The organism is Prauserella sp. PE36, from assembly GCF_003311655.1.
In the GTDB taxonomy this organism is placed as follows: Bacteria; Actinomycetota; Actinomycetes; order Mycobacteriales; family Pseudonocardiaceae; genus Prauserella_A; species Prauserella_A endophytica.
This window is the reverse complement of sequence record NZ_QEQT01000059.1, coordinates 228,278-254,241: the sequence shown is the minus strand read 5'-3', so window position 1 is coordinate 254,241 and position 25,964 is coordinate 228,278. Positions and strand designations below refer to the sequence as shown.

Annotated in this window: 28 protein-coding genes; 9 read left to right on the top strand and 19 right to left on the bottom strand. The window is 71.8% G+C overall.

What is annotated here, in order from left to right; all coding sequences use genetic code 11:
- The first annotated feature begins 82 nt into the window (after window positions 1–82).
- The 3 genes from DI005_RS14820 to DI005_RS14810 are packed head-to-tail and all read left to right on the top strand — an operon-like array spanning window position 83 to window position 1,380.
- Entirely contained in the window at window positions 83–271 is a 189-nt protein-coding gene (locus tag DI005_RS14820) for a hypothetical protein (protein WP_112275101.1), read from the top strand.
- Window positions 272–325: 54 nt separating this feature from the next.
- Entirely contained in the window at window positions 326–790 is a 465-nt protein-coding gene (gene soxR / locus DI005_RS14815; RefSeq protein ID WP_110342489.1) for a redox-sensitive transcriptional activator SoxR, read from the top strand.
- Between the two features lie 41 nt (window positions 791–831).
- Complete coding sequence (locus DI005_RS14810; RefSeq protein WP_113642519.1) at window positions 832–1,380, top strand: RNA 2'-phosphotransferase; 549 nt, start codon at window positions 832–834, stop codon at window positions 1,378–1,380.
- 58 nt (window positions 1,381–1,438) lie between these two features.
- Here DI005_RS14810 and DI005_RS38570 read toward each other — a convergent pair whose 3' ends face one another.
- From DI005_RS38570 to hisD, 4 genes are read right to left on the bottom strand one after another with little or no spacing between them, the layout of a single operon-like run.
- Entirely contained in the window at window positions 1,439–1,597 is a 159-nt protein-coding gene (locus DI005_RS38570; protein WP_170200543.1) for a hypothetical protein, read from the bottom strand.
- Window positions 1,598–2,197, bottom strand: coding sequence for an imidazoleglycerol-phosphate dehydratase HisB (gene hisB, locus DI005_RS14805; protein ID WP_112275099.1), 600 nt, complete (start codon window positions 2,195–2,197; stop codon window positions 1,598–1,600). It lies immediately after the preceding gene.
- Complete coding sequence (locus DI005_RS14800) at window positions 2,194–3,330, bottom strand: histidinol-phosphate transaminase (protein ID WP_112275098.1); 1,137 nt, start codon at window positions 3,328–3,330, stop codon at window positions 2,194–2,196. The genes hisB and DI005_RS14800 overlap by 4 nt, the downstream gene beginning before the upstream one ends.
- Window positions 3,327–4,652, bottom strand: coding sequence for a histidinol dehydrogenase (hisD, locus tag DI005_RS14795; RefSeq protein ID WP_113642478.1), 1,326 nt, complete (start codon window positions 4,650–4,652; stop codon window positions 3,327–3,329). The genes DI005_RS14800 and hisD overlap by 4 nt, the downstream gene beginning before the upstream one ends.
- A 93-nt stretch (window positions 4,653–4,745) precedes the next feature.
- Here hisD and DI005_RS14790 point away from each other — a divergent pair, with 93 nt between their 5' ends.
- Window positions 4,746–5,540 (top strand): carbon-nitrogen hydrolase family protein, encoded by a 795-nt coding sequence (locus DI005_RS14790; protein ID WP_112275096.1) that lies wholly within the window; start codon window positions 4,746–4,748, stop codon window positions 5,538–5,540.
- 39 nt (window positions 5,541–5,579) lie between these two features.
- On the opposite strand, the gene DI005_RS14785 is transcribed toward DI005_RS14790, so the two are convergent.
- Window positions 5,580–6,992 carry an amidohydrolase family protein gene (locus DI005_RS14785; protein ID WP_199542803.1) on the bottom strand — a complete coding sequence of 471 codons (1,413 nt, stop codon included), beginning with the start codon at window positions 6,990–6,992 and terminating at the stop codon, window positions 5,580–5,582.
- A gap of 133 nt (window positions 6,993–7,125) precedes the next feature.
- Here DI005_RS14785 and DI005_RS14780 point away from each other — a divergent pair, with 133 nt between their 5' ends.
- Window positions 7,126–8,034: a GntR family transcriptional regulator gene (locus DI005_RS14780; protein ID WP_113642476.1), complete on the top strand. Its 909-nt coding sequence runs from the start codon at window positions 7,126–7,128 to the stop codon at window positions 8,032–8,034.
- 54 nt (window positions 8,035–8,088) lie between these two features.
- On the opposite strand, the gene DI005_RS14775 is transcribed toward DI005_RS14780, so the two are convergent.
- The 4 genes from DI005_RS14775 to nadA all read right to left on the bottom strand — a co-directional run bounded on the left by DI005_RS14775 (window position 8,089) and on the right by nadA (window position 12,344).
- Entirely contained in the window at window positions 8,089–8,730 is a 642-nt protein-coding gene (locus tag DI005_RS14775; protein WP_369973582.1) for a LuxR C-terminal-related transcriptional regulator, read from the bottom strand.
- A 103-nt stretch (window positions 8,731–8,833) separates the two neighbouring features.
- Window positions 8,834–9,685, bottom strand: a complete 852-nt coding sequence (nadC, locus tag DI005_RS14770; protein WP_112275090.1) for a carboxylating nicotinate-nucleotide diphosphorylase — start codon at window positions 9,683–9,685, stop codon at window positions 8,834–8,836.
- Window positions 9,682–11,340 (bottom strand): L-aspartate oxidase, encoded by a 1,659-nt coding sequence (locus DI005_RS14765; protein WP_112275089.1) that lies wholly within the window; start codon window positions 11,338–11,340, stop codon window positions 9,682–9,684. Before DI005_RS14765 ends, nadC begins: the two co-directional genes overlap by 4 nt.
- Window positions 11,337–12,344 (bottom strand): quinolinate synthase NadA, encoded by a 1,008-nt coding sequence (gene nadA, locus DI005_RS14760; protein WP_112275087.1) that lies wholly within the window; start codon window positions 12,342–12,344, stop codon window positions 11,337–11,339. The genes DI005_RS14765 and nadA overlap by 4 nt, the downstream gene beginning before the upstream one ends.
- 112 nt (window positions 12,345–12,456) lie before the next feature.
- Here nadA and DI005_RS14755 point away from each other — a divergent pair, with 112 nt between their 5' ends.
- Both DI005_RS14755 and DI005_RS14750 read left to right on the top strand, forming a co-directional pair.
- Window positions 12,457–13,140: an NUDIX domain-containing protein gene (locus DI005_RS14755; protein WP_112275085.1), complete on the top strand. Its 684-nt coding sequence runs from the start codon at window positions 12,457–12,459 to the stop codon at window positions 13,138–13,140.
- Between the two features lie 4 nt (window positions 13,141–13,144).
- Window positions 13,145–13,864 carry an LON peptidase substrate-binding domain-containing protein gene (locus tag DI005_RS14750; RefSeq protein WP_112275083.1) on the top strand — a complete coding sequence of 240 codons (720 nt, stop codon included), beginning with the start codon at window positions 13,145–13,147 and terminating at the stop codon, window positions 13,862–13,864.
- A 13-nt stretch (window positions 13,865–13,877) separates the two neighbouring features.
- On the opposite strand, the gene DI005_RS14745 is transcribed toward DI005_RS14750, so the two are convergent.
- From DI005_RS14745 to DI005_RS14710, 8 genes are all read right to left on the bottom strand, one after another.
- Window positions 13,878–14,456: a DUF2567 domain-containing protein gene (locus tag DI005_RS14745; protein WP_369973581.1), complete on the bottom strand. Its 579-nt coding sequence runs from the start codon at window positions 14,454–14,456 to the stop codon at window positions 13,878–13,880.
- A gap of 51 nt (window positions 14,457–14,507) precedes the next feature.
- Window positions 14,508–14,705, bottom strand: a complete 198-nt coding sequence (locus DI005_RS38960; protein ID WP_112275081.1) for a hypothetical protein — start codon at window positions 14,703–14,705, stop codon at window positions 14,508–14,510.
- Complete coding sequence (bioB, locus tag DI005_RS14735) at window positions 14,702–15,718, bottom strand: biotin synthase BioB (RefSeq protein ID WP_112275079.1); 1,017 nt, start codon at window positions 15,716–15,718, stop codon at window positions 14,702–14,704. The genes DI005_RS38960 and bioB overlap by 4 nt, the downstream gene beginning before the upstream one ends.
- Before the next feature lie 76 nt (window positions 15,719–15,794).
- Entirely contained in the window at window positions 15,795–16,517 is a 723-nt protein-coding gene (gene bioD, locus DI005_RS14730; RefSeq protein WP_112275077.1) for a dethiobiotin synthase, read from the bottom strand.
- Window positions 16,518–16,528: 11 nt separating this feature from the next.
- Window positions 16,529–18,829: a bifunctional SulP family inorganic anion transporter/carbonic anhydrase gene (locus DI005_RS14725; RefSeq protein ID WP_113642474.1), complete on the bottom strand. Its 2,301-nt coding sequence runs from the start codon at window positions 18,827–18,829 to the stop codon at window positions 16,529–16,531.
- Between the two features lie 330 nt (window positions 18,830–19,159).
- Window positions 19,160–20,440, bottom strand: a complete 1,281-nt coding sequence (locus tag DI005_RS14720; RefSeq protein WP_112275073.1) for an adenosylmethionine--8-amino-7-oxononanoate transaminase — start codon at window positions 20,438–20,440, stop codon at window positions 19,160–19,162.
- 55 nt (window positions 20,441–20,495) lie between these two features.
- The gene (locus DI005_RS14715) at window positions 20,496–21,695 is read right to left on the bottom strand and encodes a cytochrome P450 (protein ID WP_113642473.1); all 1,200 of its coding nucleotides are present in this window, start codon (window positions 21,693–21,695) and stop codon (window positions 20,496–20,498) included.
- A gap of 42 nt (window positions 21,696–21,737) precedes the next feature.
- Window positions 21,738–22,265, bottom strand: a complete 528-nt coding sequence (locus tag DI005_RS14710; RefSeq protein ID WP_112275069.1) for an HXXEE domain-containing protein — start codon at window positions 22,263–22,265, stop codon at window positions 21,738–21,740.
- 49 nt (window positions 22,266–22,314) lie between these two features.
- Between DI005_RS14710 and DI005_RS14705 the strand changes: the two genes are divergently transcribed.
- Together DI005_RS14705 and DI005_RS14700 are read left to right on the top strand one after the other, a co-directional pair.
- A complete protein-coding gene (locus tag DI005_RS14705; protein ID WP_113642471.1) occupies window positions 22,315–22,875 on the top strand; it encodes a TetR/AcrR family transcriptional regulator in 561 nt (186 codons plus the stop codon).
- A complete protein-coding gene (locus DI005_RS14700) occupies window positions 22,872–23,504 on the top strand; it encodes a uridine kinase (protein WP_112275065.1) in 633 nt (210 codons plus the stop codon). Before DI005_RS14705 ends, DI005_RS14700 begins: the two co-directional genes overlap by 4 nt.
- On the opposite strand, the gene DI005_RS14695 is transcribed toward DI005_RS14700, so the two are convergent.
- Together DI005_RS14695 and DI005_RS14690 are read right to left on the bottom strand one after the other, a co-directional pair.
- Window positions 23,488–24,645 carry a glycosyltransferase family 4 protein gene (locus tag DI005_RS14695; RefSeq protein ID WP_113642469.1) on the bottom strand — a complete coding sequence of 386 codons (1,158 nt, stop codon included), beginning with the start codon at window positions 24,643–24,645 and terminating at the stop codon, window positions 23,488–23,490. The two genes, DI005_RS14700 and DI005_RS14695, sit on opposite strands and share 17 nt — an antisense overlap.
- A 35-nt stretch (window positions 24,646–24,680) precedes the next feature.
- A complete protein-coding gene (locus tag DI005_RS14690) occupies window positions 24,681–25,745 on the bottom strand; it encodes a C40 family peptidase (protein ID WP_199542801.1) in 1,065 nt (354 codons plus the stop codon).
- Between the last annotated feature and the right edge of the window lie 219 nt (window positions 25,746–25,964).

Here is a 25,964-nt window from a genome sequence, read left to right as displayed (position 1 = left end):
AGGGAAGATTTCCTGAACTCGAGGTTTAGGGCCTCACCCTTCTGGGTATTAGAATGAACACGTTCTGCCTCAGGAGGCCACGATGGCCCAGGAAGACACACTCGACCGCCTGCTGCGGGCTTGGCGCGAGGACATCGACAGCGAGCCCTTCCCGGTGATCAGTGATGTCGTGCTGCCCCGGCAGATACGTCGCAGGCTGCGGGATGACACCGATCACACTTCGCGCCCGCCCGACCGGCACAAGCCCGGCTGGACCTCGACAAGCTCCTGACCTGCACCGCAAGGCAACCTCGACCTAGGTATAACTCGGGGTACTGTGGCGGCTGTGACGACGAAGCTTGCCGACCACCTCAGCATCGGACAGGTCTCGGAGCGCAGCGGTGTACCCCACACGGCGCTGCGCTTCTACGAGGACCGGGGGCTGATCTTCTCGGAGCGCTCCGCCGGTAACCAGCGCCGGTACCCGCGCGCCGTGCTGCGTCGCATCGCGTTCATCCGCGCGGCGCAGCGGGTGGGCCTGAGCCTCGAGGAGATCGGCCAGGCGCTCGCCTCGCTGCCGAAGGACCACGCGCCGACCAAGGCCGACTGGGCGCGGCTGTCCCGCAACTGGAAGGACGAGCTCGACGCGCGCATCGACGCCCTGCAGCGCCTGCGCGACCAGCTCACCGGCTGCGTCGGCTGCGGCTGCCTCTCGCTGCGCACGTGCGGTCTGCACAACGTCGACGACCGGCTCGCCCGGTTCGGCCCCGGCGCTCCCCTGCTCAAGCCCGCCGCGGAAGGCGGTATTTGAGTTGCGGACGCGCTGACCGGCGTGGGCCAATGGTGCCCGAGATGAAGAACAGTGATCTTGTGCGCGTGTCCAAGCGACTCGCACTGCATCTGCGCCATGCGCCCGAACGCATCGGCATCGAACTGGAGGAAGGCGGCTGGGTCGCCGTCGACGCGCTGCTCGCCGCCCTCGGCAGGCACGGGCTTCCGCTCACCCGCGCCGAGCTGGCCGAGGTGGTGGAACGCAACGACAAGCAGCGGTTCACCTTCGACGACTCCGGCACGCGTATCCGCGCCAGCCAGGGACACAGCGTCGCCGTCGCGCTCGACCTGCCCGTTTCCGCCCCTCCGGCGACGCTGTTCCACGGCACGGTCGCCCGGTTCCTGCCTATGATCCTGCGGGACGGGCTACGGCCGATGCGCCGTCACGACGTACACCTGTCGGCGACCCGTTCCACCGCGATGACGGTCGGCGCCCGCCGCGGCGAGCCGGTGCTCCTGCTGGTCAACGCGGCAGCAATGGTGACGGCAGGCCACGAGTTCCGGGTGAGCGCCAACGGCGTGTGGCTCACCCGCCACGTCCCACCCGGCTATCTCACCCAGCTGCAGTGAAGGCCACCTTCACTGCGTTGAACGCAGGCATGGTGGCCTTCACTGCGGTCGGGCCGTCCTAGGCCAGCCAGGCCACGGCGCCGCCGATCGCCAGCAGCGCGGCGGCGCCGAGCGCTGCCGCGAGGCCGCGGGAGCCGTTCTTCCACGCGCTCCAGACGCCGCCCGCCAGGAAACCGGCGACGGCGAGCAACAGCAGAGCCACCCACTGACCCGACATCTAGAGCACACCCTTCGTGGAGGGGATCCCGCCCGCCCTCGGGTCGGGTTCCGTCGCCGCCCGCAGCGCCCGCGCCACGGCCTTGTACTGCGCCTCGGCGATGTGGTGCGGGTCGCGACCGTACTCGACCCGCACGTGCAGCGCGATCTGCGCGTGGAACGACAGCGAGTCGAACACGTGCCGCGTGAGCACGAACGGGTAGTTGCCGCCGATCGTGAAGGTGTTGAACTGCTCCGGCTCGCCGACGTGCACGCAGTACGGGCGGCCGGAGACGTCGATCGCGGCGTGCGCGAGCGTCTCGTCCATCGGGATCCAGCAGTCGCCGAAGCGCCGGATGCCCTTCTTGTCGCCCAGTGCCTCGCGCAGCGCCTGCCCGAGCACGATCGCCGTGTCCTCCACGGTGTGGTGGGCGTCGATGTGCACGTCGCCCTCGGCCTCCACCCGCAGGTCCAGCGAGCCGTGCACGCCGAACGAGTGCAACATGTGGTCGTAGAAGGGGACCCCGGTCGCCACCTCGACCTGACCGGTGCCGTCGAGGTCGAGCTCGACGCGGATCGAGGACTCCTTCGTGGTGCGCTCGATCTTGCCTACCCGGCTCACCTCGGAACCTCCTTGCTCGCCCGCAGAAAGGCGTCGTTCTCCTCAGGGGTGCCGATGGTGACCCGCAGGTGGCCCTCGATGCCCACGTCGCGGATCAGCACTCCGTTGTCTACATAGGACTTCCAGCTCGCCGGCGCGTCGGCGAAGCGGCCGAAGAGGACGAAGTTCGCGTCACTCGGGACCGGCGCGAAACCCTGTCCTCGCAAGGCTTCCGCGACCCGATCACGCTCGGCGGCGAGCTTGGCCACCGACGCGAGCGTCTGGTCGGCGTGGGCCAGCGCGGCTCGCGCGGCGGCCTGCGTGAGCACCGACAGGTGGTAGGGCAGGCGCACGAGCTGCAGCGCGTCCACCACGGCGGGCGCGGCGGCGAGGTAGCCGAGGCGGCCACCGGCGAAGGCGAACGCCTTGCTCATCGTGCGCGAGACGATGAGCTTCGCGGGGTAGGCGTCGAGCAGGTTCACCGCGCTCGGCTGCGAGGAGAACTCGGCGTACGCCTCGTCCACCACCACGATCCCCGGCGCGGCCCGCAGCACCGCCTCCAGGTCCTCGATCGGGATCGAGCCGCCGGTCGGGTTGTTGGGACTCGTCACGAACACCACGTCGGGCGCGCGCTCGGCCACGATCTCCGCGGCCCGCGCCGTGTCGAGGGTGAAGTCCGGCCTGCGCGGCGCGGGCACCCAGTCGGTGCGCGTGCCCGCGGCGATGATCGGGTGCATCGAGTACGACGGCTCGAAGCCCAGCGCGCTGCGGCCCGGCCCGCCGAAGGCCTGCAGGATCTGCTGGAGGATCTCGTTGGACCCGTTGGCGGCCCACAGGTTCCGTTCCGTCAGCGGCACGCGCGTGGACACCGACAGGTACGCCGAGAGCTCCTCCCGCAGGCGCACCGCGTCGCGGTCGGGATAGCGGTGCAGCTCCGCCGCGACCGCCCGGACCGCCTCGGTCACGTCGGCCACCAGCTCGGGCGGCGGCGGGTACGGGTTCTCGTTGGTGTTGAGCCGCACCGGGACGTCCAGCTGCGGCGCGCCGTACGGACTGCGGCCGCGCAGGTCCTCGCGCAGGGGCAACTGCTCCAGGGTCACCTCCTCGGCGCCCGATGCCGCCTCAGCGGGAAAACGTGCTTCGGCGGGGCTCACGCGGCACCCTCCGGGAACCGCGCCGTCACGGCCTCGCCGTGTGCGGGCAGGTCCTCGGCGTTGGCGAGCGCCACGACCTTGCCCGCCACCTCGCGCAGCGCGTCGGCGCTGTAGTCGATCACGTGGATGCCCTTCAGGAAGCTCTGCACCGACAGGCCCGAGGAGTGGCGCGCGAAGCCGCCGGTCGGCAGCACGTGGTTGGAGCCCGCGCAGTAGTCGCCGAGCGACACCGGCGCATACGGGCCGACGAAGATCGCGCCCGCGTTGCGCACCCGTGCGGCGACGCCCGCGGCGTCGGCGGTCTGGATCTCGAGGTGCTCGGCGGCGTAGGCGTCCACCACGGCGAGGCCGTCGTCCACAGTGGATACAAGCACGGTGCCGGACTGCTTGCCGCGCAACGCCTCCCCCACCCGTTCGCTGTGCTTGGTCGCCGCGACGCGCCTGGCCAGCTCGGCGTCGACGGCGTCGGCCAGCGCTGGCGAGGTGGTGACGAGCACGCTCGCCGCGAGGGTGTCGTGCTCGGCCTGGCTGATGAGGTCGGCGGCCACGTGCACCGGGTCGGCGGTCTCGTCGGCGAGGATCGCGATCTCGGTGGGACCGGCCTCGGAGTCGATGCCGATGATGCCGCGCAGCATGCGCTTGGCGGCGGTGAGGTAGATGTTGCCGGGCCCGGTGACCATGTCCACCGGGTCGAGCACGGCGCCGTCGGTGTCGGTGCCGCCGTAGGCCAGCAGCGCGACGGCCTGCGCGCCGCCGACCGCCCACACCTCGTCGACGCCCAGCAGCGCGGCCGCGGCGAGGATGGTCGGGTGCGGCAGCCCGCGGAACTCCGCCTGCGGCGGCGAGCACAACACGAGCGAGCCGACGCCGGCCGCCTGCGCGGGCACCACGTTCATCACGACGCTCGACGGGTACACCGCGAGCCCGCCGGGCGCGTACAGCCCGACGCGGCCGACCGGCACCCAGCGCTCGGTGACCGTGCCGCCCTCGGCGACCCGCGTGGTGACGTCCTCCCGGCGCTGGTCCGCGTGCACGACGCGGGCCCTGGCGATGGACTCCTCCACGGCCTCGCGCACGGCCGGGTCCAGCTCCGCGAGCGCGCGCTTCAGCTCGGCCGCGGGGACCCGGACCGACGTGGGCCGGATCTTGTCGAACCGTTCGGTGTACTCCAGCGCGGCCTCTACACCGCGATCGCGGACCGCCTCGACCACCGGACGCACCTGATGCACCGCCGCGTCCACGTCCACCTCGGCGCGCGGGAGCACCGCGCGCAGTTGTCCGGGTGCGGGGACGCGACCTCGCAGGTCGGTGCGGTTCAACATGCCCTCAAGGGTACGAGGTGAGTGTGACCACCCAGCTCACGGCCCTGATGGCTGGCATACTGCCGACACGACGACACGTGCGAGGAGGTTGCCGTGCTCCGGATCGCCCTGTGCCAGCTCACGTCGAGCGCCGACCCCGCGGAGAACCTGACGCTCATCCGCGACTGGACGGCCAAGGCAGCGGGCGAGGGCGCCCGCGTGGTGGTGTTCCCCGAGGCGGCGATGGCACGGTTCGGGGTCAGGCTCGCCCCGCTGGCCGAGCCGGTCGACGGGCCGTGGGCGAGCGCGGTCGGCGAGATCGCGCGCGAGCACGACGTGCTGGTGGTCGCGGGGATGTTCACCCCGGACGGCGAGCGGGTGCGCAACACGCTGCTCATCACCGGGCTCGGCGAGCACCGCGGCTACGACAAGATCCACCTCTACGACGCGTTCGGCTTCCGCGAGTCCGACACGGTCGCGGGCGGCTCCGAGGTCGTCACGGTGGACGTCGACGGTGTCACGCTGGGTGTCGCGACGTGCTACGACGTGCGGTTCCCCGAGCTGTTCCAGGCGCTCGCGAAGGCCGGGTCGAGCGCGGTGCTGCTGCCGACGTCGTGGGGCGCGGGCGAGGGCAAGCGCGACCAGTGGGAGGTCCTTGTCAGGGCGCGTGCGCTCGACTCGGGCAACTGGGTGCTGGGCTGCGGGCAGGCCGACCCGAAGGCAGCGGGCGTGGAGGTGAACCCGAAGGCGCCCACCGGCATCGGCTTCTCGACGGTCGCCGATCCGTTCGGCCGGGTACACGCCCAGCTGGGCGCCGCGCCCGAGCTGCTCGTCACCGACATCGACCCCTCCGTAGCCGAGAAATCGCGCACGGCGACCGGCGTGCTGGCGAACCGCCGTCTCGGCTAGCCCTTCCTCAGCGAGCCCCTTCCGCGGTGAGGGCCACCTTCACTGCGGAAGGGGCTGCTCGCTTGCGATCCGCTCGGCTGTCCTCAGTAGCTCCGCACGCTCGCGCGGTCCGACGTGCCGGCCGTCGACGACGACGGAGTGGATCCGTTGGGTGTTCCGAATGTCGACAAGTGGATCGTCGTCCAGGATCACGAGGTCGGCCACGCGACCCACCTCGACAGTGCCGGCCCAGTGCTCGCGGCCCAGGAACCTGGCCGGCTCCAGCGTGGCGCACTGCAGAGCACGCATCGGGGTGAGGCCGGCGGCGACGAGCTGTTCCAGCTCGACATGCAGGCTGAATCCAGGGAACAGGCCGGGGCCGACCGAGTCGGTACCGGCGAGCAACCGCACCCCCGCCTCGTTCATGGCGCCCACGGTCGCGCGTCGCCAGTCGAGCAGCTCACGATGTCGCGCGGCTTCCTCAGCCGACCGGCCGCCGCCACAGTAGATCCGCTCTCGCAGGAAGTCCCACGACTCCGGCGTGCCGGGGACCAGGTAGTCCATGCGGCTGTCGTCGAGCCGGATCGACTCAGGCTGGTCGATGACCGCGTGCACCGCGAGGGTCGGCGTGTAGGCGACATCGGCGGCGACGAGCCGTTCGAACACCGAGTTCGCCGTGGCACGGTCGTACGACGCGATCGCGTCCCACTCGACCTGGGTGACCTGCTTCAGCCAACTGCCGAGGTGGAACTCCGGGGACGTCTGGATCCGGGCCATCGCGGCTTCGAGCCGGTCCACGTCCGGTGACGCGGCAGGCCAGATCCCACCGAACAGATGCTCGAACGACCGCTGGCCCGACTCGATCTGCTCCAGGAACGGCACGTTGTCGGATCGATGGCCGGCGACGGTGATGTCACGCCGGTGTGCCTCGGCGATAACAGCGCGGTAGGCCTCCGGGGAAAGCCGGGAGTACACCTTGATGAAATCGGCGCCCGTGTCGATCGCCTCGGCCACGGCGCGCCGTGCCTGGCCGGATGAGCCGATGGGCACGACCGGGGCATCGGGGACGTCGGACCACAGGGCGGGCTCCCCGTCGAGGAGCGGGCTGGCGATGGTCATCCGTGGCCCGAGGAGTTCACCGGACCGCACCTGCCTGCGGACGTCGTGCAGCACGGGCCTGCCCCACATCTCGCGGATCGCCGTCACGCCGTTGGCGATGTACAGCGCGGCGAAATGCCTGGGGTCGCCGGTCTCCGGCTCACTGTGCACGTGCATGTCGGTGAGACCGGGGATGAGGTACTTGCCTGCGACGTCGTGCACCAGAGCTCCGGCCGGGATCGGAACCTGCGCCGCGGGCCCCACGATCGTGATCGTGCGGTCGACGACGACCACGGACTGGTCCGGTCGAGGCGGGGCGCCGGTCGCGTCGATCACGGTCGCGCCGACGTAGGCGTGGATCTCGGGTCGGGTCATGTGTACAGCGTATTAACGCACTCACAACGCGGTAGCTCGGACAGTGCACTTCCTGTCCTTGCTGCACTCACGCCTCTTCACGACTTGGCCGAAGCCCGATACGGGCGGCCAAGTGCTCTAGTACGATCGTGCTGTGCCCGAACCGACCGACCTGCCGTCGCGGCGAATCGCGGCCGCACTGCGCAAGCAGATCGCGAACGGAGAGCTGAAACCCGGCGATCGAGTCCCGTCCACGCGACAGCTCGTCCGCGACTGGGGTGTCGCGATGGCAACGGCGAGCCGTGCACTGGCGATGCTCCGGGACGAGGGCGTGGTGATCACGCGGACGGGCTCGGGCACGGTGGTGCGCGGTGGGCGCCGGCCCGAACCCGTTCCGCTGACCCGGAGCCGCATCCTCGCGGCCGCTCTGCGGATCGCCGACCACGAGGGGCTGGAGGCGATCTCGATGCGCCGGCTGGCCGGTGTGCTGAAAGTGGCTCCCATGGCGCTGTACCGGCACATCGCGGGGCGTGAGGAGCTGGAGATCCTGATGGTGCGCGCGGTCTTCAGGTCCAGCCCGCTCCCGCGCCCGATGCCGGCGGGGTGGCGGCAGCGGCTCGAAGCGGTGTACCGATTGCAGTGGCGGCTCTACCGGTCTCATCCCTGGCTGGCGGAGCTGACCCTGGTGACCCGGCCACCGCTCGCGCCGGAGGCGATGCTGCACAGCGAGTGGACCTTCGCAGCGCTGGCCGACCTCGACCTCGACCCGCGGACCCGGATGCGTGCCGCCCTGGCCCTTCCGGCACTGGTCCACGGCCTCGCGCTCGGAGCGCTGCGGGAGCTCCACGCCGAGAAGGAGACGCGCCTGCGCAATGAGCAGTGGTGGGCGACGATCGAGGCCGAAGCAGCGGAGTTGCTCCGTAGCGGCGACTTTCCCCGCCTTGCCGAACTCGGCGACCCCGAGCCCGGCACGTTCGGCCTCAGCGGGCTGGACGAGGCGTTCGAGCTGGCCCTCGGTCACTACCTCGACGGGCTCGCCGTCACGGCCGGCCGCCTGCAGTGAAGGCCACCTTGCCTGCGTTGAACGCAGGCAAGGTGGCCTTCACTGCGGCCGGGTCTAGTGCCGGGGCTCGCCCGACGCGGTGATGCCTTCCTCGATCGCCAGCCGGGTGAGCTCGGGCCTGCGCCGCCGGCCGGTCTTGTCGCGGATCCGGTCGAGGTAGGACCGCACGGTGCGCACGCTGATCTCCATCGCGTCGGCGATGTCCTGGTCGCGCTCGCCCGCGGCGACGAGCGCGAGGACCTGCCGTTCCCGCTCCGACAGTTCCGAGCGGGCCCCGACCTGGCGCTGGGCGTCGAGCACGAACGAGGCGAGGACGGGCGAGACGTAGGAGCCGCCCGCACCGATCTGGCGCACGGCGTCGAGGATCTCCTCGCCTTCCGCCTCCTTGGTGAGGTAGCCGCGCGCACCGGCCGAGATGGCGCCGAGCACCTCGGTCTGGCCGGCGTGGGCCGAGATCACGAGCACGTGGTAGCCCATGGCCACCACCTGCCGCACCGCCGCCGCGTCGGCGAGACCGCGCAGCTTGAGGTCCAGCACCACCACGGTGCCAGGAGCCTGCTCGTGCGCCGCGAAATGCCCGACCGACTCGGCCACGGCCCCCAGCTCCACGCCGTCGGCCTCGTACAGCACCCGCGCCAGCGCCTCCCGGTACAGCGGGTGATCCTCGATCACGCCGACCACGACGGGTTCCGCCATGTGCATCACCCCCACCCTCGCGCGCCCGAGCAGGGTATCGGACCCCGTGCGCTGCCAACAGGAAATCGCGCGCGCCGCCGCATCCGTGACGGCGGCCCGCGCTCTACTTCAGGTCCATACCGAGGTCGAGCGCCTGCGCCGAATGGGTGAGGGCGCCGACAGCGAGGTAGTCCACACCGGACTCGGCATAGGCGCGCGCGTTCTCCAGCCGCAGCCCGCCGGAGGACTCGAGCCGCGTCTTCGGCGACGTCTCGTCGCGCAGGCGAACCGCCCTCGCGCAGTCCTCGGGCGTGAAGTTGTCGAGCAACACCTCGTCGGCGCCCGCGTCGAGCGCCTCGGCGAGCTGGGCGAGGTCGTCCACCTCCACCTCGCACGCCAGCCCAGCCGCGTGCTCACGGGCCAGCCGCAGCGCCTCGGCGACGGAGCCCGCCGCCACCACGTGGTTGTCCTTGATCAGCACGGCGTCGCCGAGGCCCAGCCGGTGGTTCACGCCGCCGCCGCAGCGCACGGCGTACTTCTCCAGCAACCGCAGGCCCGGCAACGTCTTGCGCGAGTCGCGGATCGCGCAGCCGGTGCCCTCCACCGCCGACACCCACGCCGCCGTCGCGGTCGCGATGCCCGAGAGATGGCACAGCAGGTTGAGCGCCGTGCGCTCGGCGGTAAGCAGGCCGCGCACGGGCCCCCGCACCACGAGCGCGGGCTCCCCCGCGACGAGGCGACCGCCGTCCTCACGCTTGGCGAGCACCTCGTAGCCGTCGCCGAGCACGGCGTCGAACACCGCGAGCGCGGCGGGCACCCCCGAAAGCACACCGGGCACGCGCGGGGTCAGCTCCGCGGTGGCCACGGCCGTCTCGGGCACGGTCGCGGCCGTGGTGGCGTCGGGGCCGTAGCGCAGGTCCTCCTCCAGCGCGGTGGCGACCACGCGCCGCAGGTCGTCGAGGTCGGGTGGCCTCACGCCGCTCCCTCCAGTACCGGGTCCGCCAGCACGGGCTGGCCGGACGGGCTGAGCCTGATCAGCTGGCTGCGCCGCCACGTCGCGTCGTCTCGCTCCGGGGCGTCCGTGCGCACGTGGCAGCCGCGCGACTCGGTGCGCCGCGCCGCGGCCGCCAGCAACGCCTGCGCCAGCATCGTGAGCGCCGCGTCCTCCACTGCCTCGTGTGTCCACAGCGGACAGTCCACGGCCGACAGGTCGAGCACCGAGCCCGCGGCGGCGAGACCGTCGGCGTCGCGCCCGATCGCCGCGTAGCGGCTCATCACGCGCTGCACCGCGTCGCGGTCGGCCACCGGCACGCACGCGGCCCCGGGAGTCAGCCCGTGCCGCGGCTTGGCCAGCACGCCCGCCGCCAGGTCGGCGGCCACGGCCTCGGCCGCCCGCTCCCCCACGACGAGCCCTTCGAGCAGGCTGTTGGAGGCGAGCCGGTTGGCGCCGTGCAGCCCGGTGCGGGCCACCTCGCCCGCCGCGTACAGCCCGGTCACGCCCGTGCGGCCATCGGTTCCGGTCACCACGCCGCCGCACGCGAAGTGCGCGGCCGGCGTCACCGGGATCGGCTCACGCAGCGGGTCGGTGCCCGCGGCGAGGCACGCCGCGTGGACGGTCGGGAACCGCCGCGCGAAGCCGGAGATGCCCGTGGCGTCGAGAAAGACGTGGTCGTCGACCCCGCCGGGGGCCTGCGCCATCCGGCGCGTGATCGCCGCCGAGACGACGTCGCGCGGTGCGAGGTCGGCCAGCGGGTGCACGCCGGTCATCACGCGCTCGCCCGCTCCGTCGAGCAGCACCGCGCCTTCGCCGCGCACCGCCTCGGTGACGAGCGGGCAGCGGCCCCGCGCGCCCGGCGTGTAGAGCACGGTCGGGTGGAACTGCACGAACTCGATGTCGGCGATGAGCGCACCGGCCCGCAGCGCGAGCGCGAGGCCGTCGCCGGTCGCGATCTCCGGGTTGGACGTGGCCTGGTAGAGCTGGCCGAAGCCGCCCGTGGCCAGCAGCACCGCGGGCGCGCGCAGCACGCCGGGCACGCCTGCCGGGTCGAGCACCGTCACCCCCGCCACCGCGCCCGCCGCCGTGCGCAGCGCGTCGACCGCGAGGTGCCGCTCCAGCACGGGGATCCCGTGCTCGCCCGCCGCGGCGACGAGCGCGCGCTCCACCTCGGCGCCGGTCGCGTCGCCCCCGGCGTGGATCACGCGGAACGCGCTGTGGCCGCCCTCCCTGGTCCTAGCGAGGCCGGAGGAACCGGCGTCGAACTCGGCGCCCCTACCCCGCAGTCGCGCGACCGCGGCGGGGCCCGCGCCGATGATCGTGCCGACGGCGTCGTCGTCGCACAGCCCCGCGCCCGCGGTGACGGTGTCGGCCGCGTGCGCGGCCACCGTGTCGCCCTGGTCGGGTTCACCGTGCTCGCCGTCGAGGACCACGGCCACGCCGCCCTGCGCCCAGCGGGTGTTGCCGTCGGCGACGGCCGCCTTGGTGACCACCAGCACCCGCAGGCCGAGCTCCCTGGCCCGCAGCGCGGCGGTCAGGCCGGCCACACCGCTGCCGAGCACCACCAGATCGGCGGCCGCCTCCCACTGGGGGTTCTGTCCGGTTTTCGCTTCCGCGTCGATAACCGGGTCGCTCATTCCCCGCCGCCAGGCTTGCCGATCTCGATCATCCGCTGGACCGAGGCGCTGGCCCTCGCGGCCGTCTCCGGGTCGACGTGCACCTCGTCGGCGCCCTCGCGCAGCGAACGCAGCAGCGCGGCCGGGGTGATCATCTTCATGTAGCGGCACGACGCGCGGTCGTTCACCGCGCGGAAGTCGATCTCGGGCGCGGCCTTGCGCAGCTGGTGCAGCATGCCGACCTCGGTGGCGACGAGCACCGACGACGCGTTCGTCTCGCGCGCGGCGTGCAGCATGTCGCCGGTGGAGAGGATCTTGACGCGGTCGGGCGCCACGGCGCCCTCACCCGCGAGATAGAGCGCCGAGGTGGCGCACCCGCACTCGGGGTGGATGAACAGATCGGCCTCCGGCGACGCCGCGGCACGCTCGGCCAGCTCGGGGCCGTTGATGCCCGCGTGCACGTGGCATTCGCCCGCCCAGATGTGCAGGTTCTCCCGCCCCGTCACGCGCTTGACGTGCGCGCCCAGGAACTGGTCGGGGCAGAACAGCACCTCGCGGTCCTCGGGAATCGAGGCGACGACGTCGACGGCGTTGGACGACGTGCAGCAGATGTCGGTCTCGGCCTTGACCTCGGCGGTGGTGTTCACGTACGAGACCACGACGGCGCCGGGGTGCTCCGCCTTCCAGGCGCGCAGCTGCTCCCCGGTGATCGAGTCGGCGAGCGAGCAGCCCGCCCGCGCGTCCGGGATCAGCACCGTCTTCTCCGGGGCCAGGATCTTCGCGGTCTCCGCCATGAAGTGCACGCCGCAGAAAACGATGGTCGAGGCGTCGCTGGCCGCCGCGATCCTGCTCAGCGCGAGGGAGTCCCCCGTGTGATCGGCGATCTCCTGGATCTCGGGAAGCTGGTAGTTGTGCGCGAGCAGCACCGCGTCGCGCTCTTTCGCGAGCCTGCGCACCTCGTCGACCCAGGCCGCATCGGCCTCCACACCCCCGTAGGGAACGAACGCCTCCGCCTGAACCGTCATGTCGATCCTCCGGTTGCCTGCCGTAGTTTTCGCCTTATAATCGAAAACTGTGCGGTCTCATATTAACAGCAACAACCCCCTGGCACACGAGGTTCTTGCGGCGGTATTGCAAGTGCGTTACGACACACTGCGGGTGCTGCTGTGGCGGCGCGCGCTCGATCCGCACGTCGGGCGCTGGTCGCTGCCGGGCGGCAGGCTCCGGCCGGACGAGGACGTGGAGGCCTCGATCCGCCGCCAGCTCGCGGAGAAGGTCGACATCCAACAGCTGACGCACGTCGAGCAGCTGGCGGTGTTCAGCGACCCGTACCGCGTTCCGGGACCGCGCGTGGTCGCGACGGCGTTCCTCGGACTCGTGCCGTGGGGCGTAGACCCCGAGGTGCCCGAGGACACCGCGTGGCACCCCGTGGACTCGCTGCCCCGCACCGCCTTCGACCACCAGGCGATCGTGCTGCGGGCCCGCGACCGGCTGCGCGCGAAGCTGAGCTACACCAACCTCGGGTTCGCGCTGGCGCCCAAGGAGTTCACGATCTCCGCGCTCAGCGGGTTGTACTCGGCCGCGCTCGGCTACCGGGTGTCGGCGACCAACCTCCAGCGCGTGCTGTCGCGACGCGGGCTGCTCGTCCCGACCGGTTGCACCGCCCCGTCCGGAAAGGCCGGTGGCAGGCCCGCGGCGCTGTACTCGTTCGCGCACGACGACATGCAGGTCACCGACCCGTTCGCGGTCTTCAAACCGCCATCTCCCAAGCCGGACAAGCGTTCTCGAACGCGCGCGGCCCGCTCCGACGCCGTAACGTGAACGCGTGGCCGACTCGAGACCGGAAGGCAGACCGACGACGACTACGACGCTGCCCCTGTTCCCGTTGCAGACCGTGTTGCTCCCGGGGGCGCATCTGCCGTTGCACATCTTCGAGCCGCGCTACCGTCAGCTGACCATCGACCTCGTCACCGAGACCGTTCCCGACCGCCTCTTCGGCATCGTCGCGATCAAGACCGCGCTGGTGAGGGAGGTCGAGGAGCTCGAGCACGTGCACGTGGTCGGCTGCGCGGCCCGGCTGCGGCAGGCCAAGCGCCTGCCCGACGGACGGTTCGACATCGTCACCACCGGCGCGCGACGGTTCCGGCTGGTGGACATGGACGCGCGCTCCGCGCCCTACCTCGTCGGCACCGTCGAATGGGTCGACGACCACCCGCTGCCCTCCGGCAGTGAGGAGGTGGCCGCGCGGCTCGGCGACCTGGCCAGGGCGGCCCACCACCGCTACTGCGCGTCGGCCTGGGAGCGTGACGGCTGGGATGCTCCCCCGCCGGAAACGAGCCCGGAGGAGCTGGCCTACCTGCTCGCGTCCGACTGCCTGCTGCCGCTGGCCGACCGGCAGGCACTGCTGGAGGAGCGCAACCCGCTGCGCAGGCTGCGCACGGTGTGCAAGCTGCTCACCAGGGAGGCCGGGTTCCTGTCGGAGCTGCGCGCGGTGCCCGCCCCGTTCACGGAAGTCGACAACGCCTCGAAACCAAGCCTGAACTAGCCCGCACCCGTCCCTACGCCAGGCGACGGCCGAGGTCGTCCCGGCTGTTCCACGTCGCGAGCAGGCCGTAGGCCAAGGCCGTGGTCAACGGCTGCGCGAGCAGCGTCCAGCCGCTCTCGAGCACGGGCGCCTTCTCGATGATGTCGCCGACCGCGGGCGGGTTCGGCAGCGCGTAGCGGCCCTCGGCGAAGGCGACGCCCATGCGCGCGCCAAGCCACGCGGCGAGCAACGACCCCGCCACCGCGGCGAAGAGCACCACCGGCCCCCTGCGCTCCCGCAGGAACCACACCGCCACGCCCACGATCAGCCCGGTGACCAGGCCCATCAGCACGAAGATCGCCAGGTCGTCGAACCGGTGCCAGCTCTCCAGCTGCAGGGGCACCGGATCGGCGTCGGCGCTCAGCACCCGCATGCGCAGCGGCGGCGCCAGCAGTGACCAGATCCAGCCGAGCGGGATGCCCAGCAGGCCCACCATCGACAGCACGCTGACGGCAGGCAGCAGGTCCGCCTTGACGATCACCTTCGGCGGCTCCTGCCGCACCCCGGCGAACGCTTGCGCGAACCAGGTGGCCTGGGCCTGCTGCTCGGGCACTCGCGGCCTCCTTCGCGCGCCACGACGGATCCTTACTCGGGGTGACTCACCCTAACCGGTCGCCGTCGCCGACGTGGTGTCGCCGTGCCTGCTGCACCGCGCCGACCAACCCGACGGCGTCACCTGCACGATCATCCTTCGAGCACACCGCCCGCAGTAGCGCGGCGGTTCGAGCGAGGCGCGGGGTGTGCGGCAGGCCGTGTGGTCCCTGCTCTCGGGTTGCCCGCAGTGCACGCAGAACTCGTTCACAGGGTCTCGCTGAGCGCCTTGATCGGCATTCTCAGCTCGCTCAGCATGTCGAGGTCCTGCTGCGCGGGCCTGCCGAGGTTGGTCAGGTAGTTGCCGACGATGATCGCGTTGATGCCGCCGAGCATGCCCCGCTCGGCGCCGAGGTCGCCCAGCGTGAGCTCCCGTCCGCCCGCGAAGCGCAGCATCGTGCGCGGCATCGCGAGCCGGAACGCCGCGACGACGCGCAGCGCGTCCCTGCCCTCGACCACCGGGTAGGCCTCGTACGGCGTGCCGGGCTGCGGGATGAGGAAGTTCATCGGCACCTCGTCGGGTTCGAGCTCGGCGAGCTGCGCCGCGAACTCAGCACGCTGCTCGTCGCTCTCCCCCATGCCGATGATGCCGCCGCTGCACACCTCCATGCCCGCGTCGCGGACCATCCGCAGGGTCTCCCAGCGCTCCTCCCACGTGTGCGTGGTGACCACCTCGGGGAAATGCGAGCGCGCGGTCTCGAGGTTGTGGTTGTACCGGTGCACGCCCATGGCGACGAGCTCGTCCACCTGCTCCTGCGTCAGCATTCCCAGCGAACACGCGATCTGGATGTCGTTGCCGGACTCCCGGATCGCCCGGATCCCGTCGCGCACCTGGGCGAGCAGCCGCGCGTCCGGGCCGCGGACGGCGGCGACGATGCAGAACTCGGTGGCCCCGGTGGCCGCCGTCTCCTCCGCCGCCTTGACGAGGCCGGGGATGTCGAGCCACGCCGAGCGCACCGGCGTCGGGAAGCGGCCCGACTGCGAGCAGAAGTGGCAGTCCTCGGGACAGCCCCCGGTCTTGAGGCTGACGATTCCCTCGACCTCCACCTCGGGACCACACCACCGCATCCGCACCTCGTGCGCGAGCGCGAGCAGACCGGACAGATGCTCGTCGGGCAGGCGCAGCACCTCGAGCAGCTGCGGCTGGGAGAGTCCCCTGCCTCCTTCGAGCACCTGCTCACGGGCGATCGAGAGGATGCGCGGCGTGGTTGTCGCGGCCGTCACGGCAGCTCCTTCGCGGGCGAGGTCACGTGCGAGCAGAGTGTCCCGCAGCCCGGCCCCGCCGGCGGAGCGACCTGCGTCACGTCTGGGCGGAGACGCTTCCGGCGAAGCAGTCAGGGTCGAACTCGCCGCCGAACCACGGCGACAGCCCGCGGCGCGCCTCCTCGAGAAACTCCTCCCTGGTGGCGGAGCCGAGCCCCTCGGGGAGGACGCCGAGCAGTGGCGCACCGGCCGCGACGGGCAGGTCGGCGACGTTGCTGCGCGCCGCCAGATCCGGAACCGAGGGCCAGGAACCGATGATCACGCCGGCCACGTCGAGCCCCCTTCGCGTGGCGACCTCGGCCGTGAGCGCGGTGGCGTTGAGCGTGCCGAGCCCGGCCTCGGCCACGATCAGCACGGCGGCGCCCACCGACCACGCGACGTCGGCGAGCGTCCCGCCGACCGGGTCGAACCGCACGAGCAGCCCGCCCGCACCCTCCACGAGGACCAGGTCGTGCCGCTCGTGCAGCTCACCCGCGGCACGAGCGGCCTGCGCCGGGGTGACCGGCTGCAGGCCGCTACGCCTCGCCGCGGCTTCCGGGGACAGCGCGTCCGGATAACGGCGCAGTTCCCGGGTCTCGACGTCGCCGGCCAGACGCCGCACATCGGCGAGGTCACCCGGTTGGTCCGGGGCCACGCCGGTCTGCGCGGGCTTGAGCACGGCCACGCCGTCGCCGCGGTCCCTGGCGAGCGCGGCGATCGCCGCGGTCACCACGGTCTTGCCGACGCCGGTCCCCGTTCCAGAGATCACCAGCACGGTCACGGCTCACGACACTAATACCGAGTGGTACGGACTCGATCACCGGTCCGTACCGGGCGCTCCGTCCCGGCGGGCTCGAACCCCGACGAGTCGGCGTCGAGCAGGTGGACCTGCGCGTTTCCGACGTCGAAGTACATGCCGGTGAGCCGCAGCTCGCCCCTGCTCTCGGCCTCGGCGATGATCGGGTACCGGCGCAGGTGGTCGAGCTGCTGGAGCACGTTGTGCAGCGCGAGCCGGTCGCCGGGGAGGTCCGGCACCTGCCCGTCGAGTGTCACCGTGCCGGCCGTGGCGTACCGCCGTCTGCTCGGCTCGCCGTGCCGGAGCCAGCGCTCCAGTGACGGCATGCCGTCGGGAACATCCCCGACGAGCGCCTTCATGGCGCCGCACGAGGAGTGCCCGCACACCACGATCTCGCGGACCCTCAGCACGCTCACGGCGTACTCGATGGAGGCGCCCACCGACGCGTCGTCGGCCGCGGTCTCGTCGCCGGGCTCCGGCACGAAGTTGCCCACGTTGCGCACGGTGAACAGGTCACCGGGGCCGCTCGTGGTGATCACGTTCGGCACGATCCGGGCGTCGGCACACGTGATGAACAGCGTGTGCGGCTGCTGTCCGCTCGCCAGCCTGCTCAGCGTCTCCTGCACGAGCGGCGCTGTGCGGGCCTGGAACTCCGACGTGCCCCTGCGCAACGGCTCGGTGCGCTGGTCGGGGATCTCCACGTCGGCGTCCTTGGCCATCCACTCCGACCACGGGGCCAGCCAGCGCGGTGCCGACGGCTCGACGGCGTCCCTGCGCACGGTGGGGGAGTCGGACTTGCCGTTGGCGAACCACGGGTGCCCGATCTCGTCGACCACCACGGTGCCGCCGCCGCGCTCGTGGGCGTCCAGCCAGTTGGAAAGGCACTCGAACGACGCGTGATCGAGGTAGTCGACCACGAGCTCCAGCGTGACGTGGCTGCCCTCGGGGATCGAGTTGAGCACAGTGGACAGCCGGGGCACGGAGAGGAAGGTGAGCACGCCCTCGACGACGATCCGCCGGTGGTTGCCCTTGCCTTCGGCGTGGATGCCCGACCACATCGTGCGGCGCAGCATCAGCAGCAGCGAGAACGCAATTCCGATGAGAACACCGGTGAGCAGGTCGATCACCACGACGCCGAGCAGCGTCACGAGGTACAGGGGCAGGTCGCCGTGCTTGAGCACCTGCCGGATGTGAGCCATGTTCACGAGCTTCGCCCCGACGTGCACCAGCAGTCCGGCGAGCGCGGCCAGCGGGATGCTCTCGACCACCCCGGCGAGCGCGACGACGAACAGCACGATCCACAGCCCGTGCAGGATGGTCGAGAGCCGCGTGCGCGCGCCCGCGGCGACGTTGGTGGAGCTGCGCACGATGACGCCGGTGATCGGCAGGCCGCCGAGCGAACCGGAGGCCATGTTGCCGAAGCCCTGACCCACGAGCTCCCGGTTCAGGTTCGCCCTCGGCCCCGTGTGCATCTTGTCCACGGCCACGGCGGAGAGCAGCGTCTCCACGCTCGCGATGAGCGCGATCGTCAGCACCGCGACACCGAAGTCGAACCAGCCGCCGTCCGGGAAGATCGGCACGAAGCTGAGCTCCATCACCTCGCTGGGCAGGTCGACGCGCTCGGCCGACGCGCCCGTGACCATCGCGAGGACGGTGACCAGCGTGATGGCGGCCAGCGGCGCGGGCACCTTCCGCACGACCGCGGGCAGCCTGCTCCACAACAGCAGCAGGGCGATGGTCAGCAGGCCCAGCAGCGCGGCCGTGTCGTGGAGGTCGATGATCTGGCCCGGCAGCTCGAGCACGTTGTCGATGGCGGAGCTCTGCGCCTCGCCGCCGAGCACGATGTGCAGCTGCCCCAGCACGATCGTCACGCCGATGCCGGCGAGCATGCCGTGCACGATGGCAGGGGAGATGGCGAGCGCCGCACGCGCGACGCGACTCAGTCCGAAAAGGACCTGGAGAGCACCGGCGGCGACGGTGATGGCGCACGTGACGACCCAGCCGAACTGGTTGATCGTCTCGGCCATGACCACCGTCAGCCCCGCGGCGGGCCCGCTCACCTGCAGTGGCGCGCCGCCGAGCGCGCCCGCGACGACACCGCCGACGATGGCGGCGATCAGTCCGGCCACGATCGGCGCTCCGGAGGCGAGCGCGATGCCCAGTGACAGCGGCACCGCCACCAGGAAGACGACGAGGGAAGCCGGGACGTCGTGGCGCAGGACGGTGCTCAGCGGCAGCCGGGGGCGGGCGCGTTCGGCCTCACTCCCCTTGTTGTCGTGATCAACGTTCCGCGTCATGCATCACTCTCCTAGGTAGCGTTGCGAAGGCGATTCGCATTCGGTGAAAGTCGTCCGCGGTCCCCGGCGACCGCGAAGCGCGGTGCGCGCTCGATGGACTCACCACTAGATAACCGAAGAGTGTGCGATTTGTCCGCTATCGAAAGACCCTCTCATGTTCTCCTCACCAGTGCGTCACTACAAAGAGGACACCTGCCTGTGAACAACACCCACGAGAAGTGGTCTAGATCTCACTCGATCCATTGACAGCACACGGAAATCAGGCAGCAGGAAGTGATCGACGATCAGGCCTTCCGCGCGGCTCGACCCGAAGAGGTGATCTTGAAGCGATCACACCGCTCGCGCGGTCTGGACCATGGCGTCAGCAACCCGCGCAACGTCGTCGTCAGCTGCGACGTACGGCGGCATGGTGTAGAGGAGATCGCGGAACGGGCGCAGCCAGACGCCCCGCTCGACGAGGGCCGCCGTCGCCCTCGCCAGATCCACCTGGCGGTCGAGCTGCACCACGCCGATCGCTCCGAGCACGCGGACGTCCACCACCCCGGGCACGTCGGCCGCCGGGGCCAGTCCGGCACGCAGCAGGCTTTCGATGCGGCGAACGTCGTCGCGCCACGTGCCCTTGGCGAGCAGGCCGAGAGACGCGTTCGCGACGGCGCAGGACAGCGGATTCCCCATGAACGTCGGGCCGTGCGCGAGCACGGGCAGCTCGCCACGCGAGATCCCGGCGGCCAGCTCCGGCGTGCACAGCGCGGCGGCCATGGTGAGGTAGCCGCCGGTCAGCGCCTTGCCGACACACAGCACGTCCGGCGTCACGCCGGCGTGCTCGGCGGCGAACATCCGGCCGGTGCGCCCGAAGCCCGTGGCGATCTCGTCGAACACCAGCAGCACGTCGTTCGCCTCGGTGACCTCGCGCAGCACGCGCAGGTACTCCGGGCTGTGGAACCGCATCCCGCCCGCGCCCTGGACGACCGGTTCGACGATCACGGCGGCCAGCTCGTCCGCGTTCCGCTCTACCGCACGGACCAGGTCGTCCACATAGGACTGATCGAGGCCGGCCGCGAAGCCAGGGGGCGGCGCGGGCACGAACACCTGCTCCGGCAGCACCCCACGCCACAGCGCGTGCATGCCGCCCTCGGGGTCGCACACGCTCATCGGGTGGAACGTGTCCCCGTGGTAGCCGCCGCGCCAGGTCAGCAGCCTGCGCTTGCCCGGCCTGCCCAGGGAGCGCTGGTACTGCAGGCACATCTTGACGGCGACCTCCACCGAGACCGATCCCGAGTCGCACAGGAAGACGTGCCGCAGGCCGTCGGGCGCGAGGTCGACGAGCGTGGTGGCGAGCCGGATCGCGGGCTCGTGGGTCAGCCCGCCGAACATCACGTGGCTCATGCGCCCCGCCTGTTCGGTGAGTGCCGCGTCGAGGACCGGGTGCCGGTAGCCGTGGATCGCGGCCCACCACGACGACATGCCGTCGATCAGCTCGCGCCCGTCGGCGAGGCGGATCCGAACGCCCTCGGCCTCGCTGACCAGCAGCGGAGGCACCGTCGCCGGCATCGGGCCGTACGGGTGCCACACGTGCTCGGCATCGAGTGCGAGCAGCTCGTCCTGACGCATGGCAGCACTGTAGGCGCGGCCGCCGGTGCGAGGACGTGATGTGCGCCGCCCCGCCTCAGCTCAGCCGCACGCGAAGCGACTCCAGCGCGTGCACGAGCGTGCTGTCGCGCCAGCGCAGGCCGTCCTCGGCCCCGGCGAGCCGTAGGTCACCGAACCGGTGGAGCAGCCTGCCGATCGCGATCTCGCCTTCCAGCCGCGCCAGCGGCGCGCCGACGCAGTAGTGGATACCGTGACCGAACGCGAGATGCCCGTTCGCGGACCGCGTGATGTCGAGCCGGTCCGGATCGGGAAACCGCGCCTCGTCGCGGTTGGCGGCCAGCAGCGAGACCAACACGAACGCGTTCTCGGGTAGCTCCACGTCACCGACGCGCACCGGCTCGGTGGTGTAGCGCAGCGTCGCGAGATTGATGGGCCCGTCGAAGCGGAGGAACTCCTCGACGGCGCCGGGCAACAGCGACGGATCGGCCCGCAGGGCCGCGAGCTGATCCGGCTCGCGCAGCAGCGCGAGCACCCCGTTCGCGATCAGGCTCACGGTCGTCTCGTGGCCGGCCACCAGCAACAGGAAGGCCATGGACACCAGCTCGGCCTGCGACAGCTGGTCGCCCTCGTCGGAGGTGTGCACGAGGTCCGACAGCAGGTCGTCCGCCGGTGCCTCGCGTTTGCGGTCAAGCAACGTGATCAGGTAGGCGGCCAGCTCGTGGGAGGCGCGGCCGAGCTCGTCCGCGTCGGCAGGCGAGATCAGCGTCGCCGACCACGCGCGGAAGCGATCCCGGTCCTCGCTCGGCACGCCGAGCAGCTCGCAGATCACCGTGATGGGCAAGGGAAACGCATAGGACTCCACCAGGTCCACCTCTGCCGAGCCGGCGAGGTCGTCGAGCAGCTCGTCGGCGATCTGCTCGATGCGCGGGCGCAGGCGCGCGACGGTCCTGCCGGTGAACGCCTTGGCGACGAGCCTGCGCAGGCGAGTGTGGTCGGGCGGGTCGCTGTTGAGCAGGTGCGCCGCGATCATGCGGGAGAACGGCGAGGGCTCATCCCCGGTCGCCGCGCGCGGGAACAGCTGCGGGCGTTTGCTCGCGTCCTTCGCGAGCCTCGGGTCCGCGAGCAGCGACCTGGCCTCGGCGTAGGAGGTGACGAGCCACGCGGGCAGGCCGCGGCGCAGAGTCACCTGGCGCACCGGCCCCTCCTCCCGCAGCAGCCGCCCGATCCGGTGCGGGTCCTGCACGAAGTCGTCACCGAGCCTGGTCCCGAAGTCCACGCCTGCCTCCCCGCTTCGGTTCGTCCGCACCCGTTCAACGGTTCAGCCCGCGCGCGAGTGCCCCTCTATCCGGCTCGCGGCGCCGTGCACGGCGGCGAGCACCACGGGCAGCAGGACGAGCGACCACGCGCCGCCGTCGCGGTCGATCCCGGCCGCACGCAGCTTTCGCCGGGCCCACAACGAAAAGGGCGCCACCACCGTCGGCGCGGTCACCACGCCCGGCGCATACCCACCGGTGGCGACGGCCTGCGCGACGTGGGTCAGCGAGTGCCAGCCGAAGCCGGTCAGCACCGCCTGGTAGAGACCGCTGCGGCCGCCCGTGCGGGCCCCGGCGAACGACGCGGCGGCCAGCACCCCGCCCATGAGCCCGATCGCGACCGTGGCGTGCGTTCGCGACACGTCGAGCCGGTCCCACACCCGTGCGGGCACCCACGGCAGCCGTGTGGTCAGTCGCTGCCGGGACCGGCCCACCCAGCCTGGCATCGTCACCAGCTCCTCGGCGTCGTGCACCGCCCAGGCGACGAACAGCCCCCACGTGACCGACTTCGGCACCACGTCTTTTCCTGCCATCGCACGACTCCTCACAACGCAACGCACCGTTGCGTTGTAGTATAGGCCGATGCCGGCCAGCGGACCGCGCCGAGCGGAGGACGTGTACGCCGCCACGCTCGCGCTCCTCACCGAACGCGGCTACGACGGCCTCACCATCGAGGGCGTCGCGGCCCGTTCGGGCGTGAACAAGACGACGATCTACCGCTGGTGGCCGTCGAAGGACGCACTGCTGGGCGCGGCGCTCACCGACGCGAATCTGCTCGAGCTGAACGTGCCCGACACCGGGACCCTCCGCGAGGACCTGTGCGCGCTGGTCGAGCAGATCCTGCGGCTGCTCACGGGCAGGGCGACGGGGGCCGTGGTCACCGCGGTGCTGGGCGCCGCGACCCACCGGCCCGAGCTCGCCGCGTTCGCCCGCGCATTCTTCGCCGACCGGCTGCGCAGGGAGCGGGTGGTGTTCGAGCGCGCCGTCGAACGCGGCGAGCTGCGCGCCGACGCCGACCCGAAGCTGATCATGGATCTGCTCGCCGGGGCGCTCTGGCTGCGCGTGCTGGGCCGGGGCGAGAGCCCGCGCAAGGCGGCCGTGCGCGAGCTGGTCGACACGGTGCTCACGGGGGTGACACCGTGAGCTACCGGCCCATCTCGCCGGAACGGCTCGTCGACGAGCTCACCGACCGCATCGCGGACCTGCCCGCGCGTCCGTGGACCAGGGTCGTCGTCGACGGAGCGGGCCCGGAACCGGCTCGGCTGGCCGACGCACTCGTCGACCCGCTGCGCGTGCTCGGCCGCGAGGTGCTGCGTGTGTCGGCGTGGGACTTCCTGCGCCCGGCGTCACTGCGGCTCGAACGGGGCCGTCACGACCCGGACGTCCGCTACGAGGACTGGCTCGACGTCTCCGCGCTGCGGCGCGAGGTGCTCGACCCGCTCGCGCCGGACGGCAGCGGCGAGGTGCTGCCCGCGCTGTGGGACCGCGACCGCGACCGCGCCCACCGCCTGCGCCGCACGCGGCTGCCGAACGGGGCCGTGCTGCTGCTCGACGGCGAGCTGCTGCTGGGCCGGGGCCTCGCGGTCGAACTCGCCGTCCACCTGTGGCTCTCCCCCGCCGCACGCGAGCGGACGCTGCCCCGCGACGAGGCATGGGCACTGCCCGCGTACACGCGCTACGACCGGGAGGTGCGGCCCGACGAGACGGCGGACGTCGTGGTGCGGATGGACCATCCGCGCAACCCGGCGATGCGGATCAGCCCGCCTGCGTGACCGGGGTTCCGTCGAGCATCGCCGCGAGCCGGCTCGCCAGGATGTCCCACCGCCAGTGCTCGCTGACCCAAGCGCGGCCTGCCTCGCCCATGCGCCGCGCGCGCACCGGATCCGCGAGCAGCGGGGCGACGGTGTCCACGAGCTGATCAAGCCTGCGCCCGTCAACGACGTGCCCGGTCACCTCGTCGAGCACGGTCTCCGGCGCACCGCCCGAGTTGCCCGCCACCACGGGCAGCCCCGTCGCCGACGCCTCCAGGTAGACGATGCCGAGGCCCTCCACGTCGAGCCCCTTGCCCCGCGTCCTCGCCGGCATCGCGAAGACGTCACCCGCCGCGTAGTGCGCGGGCAGCTCCTCCCACGGCACCGAGCCCGTGAGCACCACGTGCTGCTCGACGCCGTTCTCGCGGGCCAGCTCGGTGAGCCGCTTGCGGTAGGGGCCCCCGCCGACGAGCAGCAGCGCCGCGTCCGGAACCCGCCTGCGCAGCTCGGGCAGTGCGCGCACGAGCATGTCCTGCCCCTTGCGGGGCACGAGCCGGGACACGCACACCATGACGGGCCGGTCGCCGAGGTCGTGACGTTTGCGAATCTCCTCGCGCGCCGCGTCGTCGGGCCGGAACCGGTCGGGGTCGACGCCGGAGGGCAGGTGCTCGAGGCCGGCGAGCGGGCCGAAGGCCGCAGCGAACCGGCGGCGCGTGTAGTCGCTGACGTAGGTCACCACGTCGGCGGTGTCGCCGATGCGCCGCAACGCCTGGCGTGCGGCCGGAAGCATTGACCAGCCGACCTCGTGGCCGTGAGTGCAGGCCACCACGCGCTGCGCTCCGGCTGTCCTCAGTGGACTACCGAGTAGCGCGAGCGGGGCCGCCGCACCGAACCACACGGCCTCACAGCCTCGGACGCGGAGGGTTTTCCTGGCTCGCCGCAACACATCCGGCGTAGGCAGCATGAGAGAGGTGGGATGCCGGACGACTTCGAACGGAGCCTCGGCGTCGAACGCCCGGTGCGAGCCGGAACCGCGCTCCCACGACGGCGCGTAGACCACCAGGTCGTCGGCGGGCAGCCGGGTGGCCAGTGCGTGCAGATAGGACTGGATTCCACCCGGCCGGGGCGGGAAGTCGTTCGTCACCAAGAGCGTGCGGCGCATGGCTGGAGACTATCCCGCCCCGGCGGTGGAAGCCGTCACGCGACCCTGCGCGCTCCGCTGTACTCGTCCTGCAGCGGCGAGACCTTGACGACGTCGCCCTCGGTGGGCGCGTGCACCATCATGCCGTTGCCGATGTACATCCCGACGTGCGAGACGGGCGAGTAGAAGAACACCAGGTCGCCCGGCTGCAGCTGGTCACGCGACACGGCCTGGCCGTACGTCGACTGCGAGCTGCTCGTGCGCGGGATGCTGATGCCCGCCTGCGAGTAGGCCCACTGCGTGAGGCCCGAGCAGTCGAACGAGTTCGGACCGGTGTCGCCCCAGCCGTACGGGCTGCCCCGCACGCTCATCGCGGCGTCGACCGCGGCCTGGGCGGCCGCGCCGGGCGCGGAGATCGGGCCGACGTCGGGGCCGGTGTCCTGTTGCGCGGCCACGTCCGAGTCGCTGAGCAGGCCCGCCTGCTCGGCGAGGTCCTCGACCTGCTGGTCGAGACGCTCCTTGCGGGACTCCAGGTCCGCGGTGAGGCGGGCGGCGGCGTCCTTGGCCTGCTGCGCCCGGCGCTGCGCGTCCGCGGCCTGCTTCTCGGCCGAGCTCGCCGCGTCGACGGCACCCTGCAGCTTGCTGAGCGCCTTGTTCTTGTCGGTGGCGAGGATGTCGAGCGCCGAGGAGCGGTCGAGGAAGTCCTGCGCGGAGTCACCGGTCAGCAGCGCGGACAGCTTGTTCAGCTGGGCACCACTGGTGAAGGACACACCGGCGAACTTGTCGACGTCGACCCGGTAGCGGTCGATGTCCGCCATGGCCTGACGCTGAGCCTGCCTGGCGTTCTCCAGCTCCTTGTTGGCCTGGTGGAGCTCGCCTTCCTTGGCCTTGAGGTCCTCCTCGGCCGACAGGTACTCCTCGTTGAGCTTCTCGGCCTGTGCGGCCAGCTCACGGTACTTGTCGAGCGCGTCGGAGCCCGAAGGCTGCTGCAGGACGGGGGGATTCTGGGGGGCGGGGGTTGGGGCTGCGGTGGCCGGGGACTGGGTGAAGGTGACGACCGCGATCACGGCGGAGGCCGCCAGCGCGCCCGAGACCACGCGCTTCACGGGATGCGACTGCACGTCGCGTGTGTCTCCTTTGCTCTCGGCCGCCTGCCGGGCGCACTGGACCGCGTGAGGTCGGGGGCCCTCGTCACGCTCCAGCGTTCTCCGGCGCATCGGGCACAGCGGTACCCGCGGGTACCGCCATTCACCTGATGTCGCGCAGTGGTCCGGCACAGCTTCCCCGACTGCAAGCTGCTTCGGCGGCGACCTCGCGTCGCCGACCCTGGTGGAACGGCT

What these genes read in the sequence shown, in the direction of transcription:
- DI005_RS14720 (WP_112275073.1), bottom strand. Translation starts at nt 20,440, where the DNA reads ATGCGTCAGGACGAGCTGCTCGCACTCGATGCCGAGCACGTGTGGCAC.
- DI005_RS14785 (WP_199542803.1), bottom strand. Translation starts at nt 6,992, where the DNA reads ATGACCCGACCCGAGATCCACGCCTACGTCGGCGCGACCGTGATCGAC.
- DI005_RS14820 (WP_112275101.1), top strand. Translation starts at nt 83, where the DNA reads ATGGCCCAGGAAGACACACTCGACCGCCTGCTGCGGGCTTGGCGCGAG.
- DI005_RS14775 (WP_369973582.1), bottom strand. Translation starts at nt 8,730, where the DNA reads ATGGCGGAACCCGTCGTGGTCGGCGTGATCGAGGATCACCCGCTGTAC.
- DI005_RS14695 (WP_113642469.1), bottom strand. Translation starts at nt 24,645, where the DNA reads ATGCGCCGCACGCTCTTGGTGACGAACGACTTCCCGCCCCGGCCGGGT.
- hisD (WP_113642478.1), bottom strand. Translation starts at nt 4,652, where the DNA reads ATGTTGAACCGCACCGACCTGCGAGGTCGCGTCCCCGCACCCGGACAA.
- DI005_RS14765 (WP_112275089.1), bottom strand. Translation starts at nt 11,340, where the DNA reads ATGAGCGACCCGGTTATCGACGCGGAAGCGAAAACCGGACAGAACCCC.
- DI005_RS14705 (WP_113642471.1), top strand. Translation starts at nt 22,315, where the DNA reads ATGCCGGCCAGCGGACCGCGCCGAGCGGAGGACGTGTACGCCGCCACG.
- DI005_RS14710 (WP_112275069.1), bottom strand. Translation starts at nt 22,265, where the DNA reads ATGGCAGGAAAAGACGTGGTGCCGAAGTCGGTCACGTGGGGGCTGTTC.
- DI005_RS14810 (WP_113642519.1), top strand. Translation starts at nt 832, where the DNA reads ATGAAGAACAGTGATCTTGTGCGCGTGTCCAAGCGACTCGCACTGCAT.
- nadA (WP_112275087.1), bottom strand. Translation starts at nt 12,344, where the DNA reads ATGACGGTTCAGGCGGAGGCGTTCGTTCCCTACGGGGGTGTGGAGGCC.
- DI005_RS38570 (WP_170200543.1), bottom strand. Translation starts at nt 1,597, where the DNA reads ATGTCGGGTCAGTGGGTGGCTCTGCTGTTGCTCGCCGTCGCCGGTTTC.
- DI005_RS14725 (WP_113642474.1), bottom strand. Translation starts at nt 18,829, where the DNA reads ATGACGCGGAACGTTGATCACGACAACAAGGGGAGTGAGGCCGAACGC.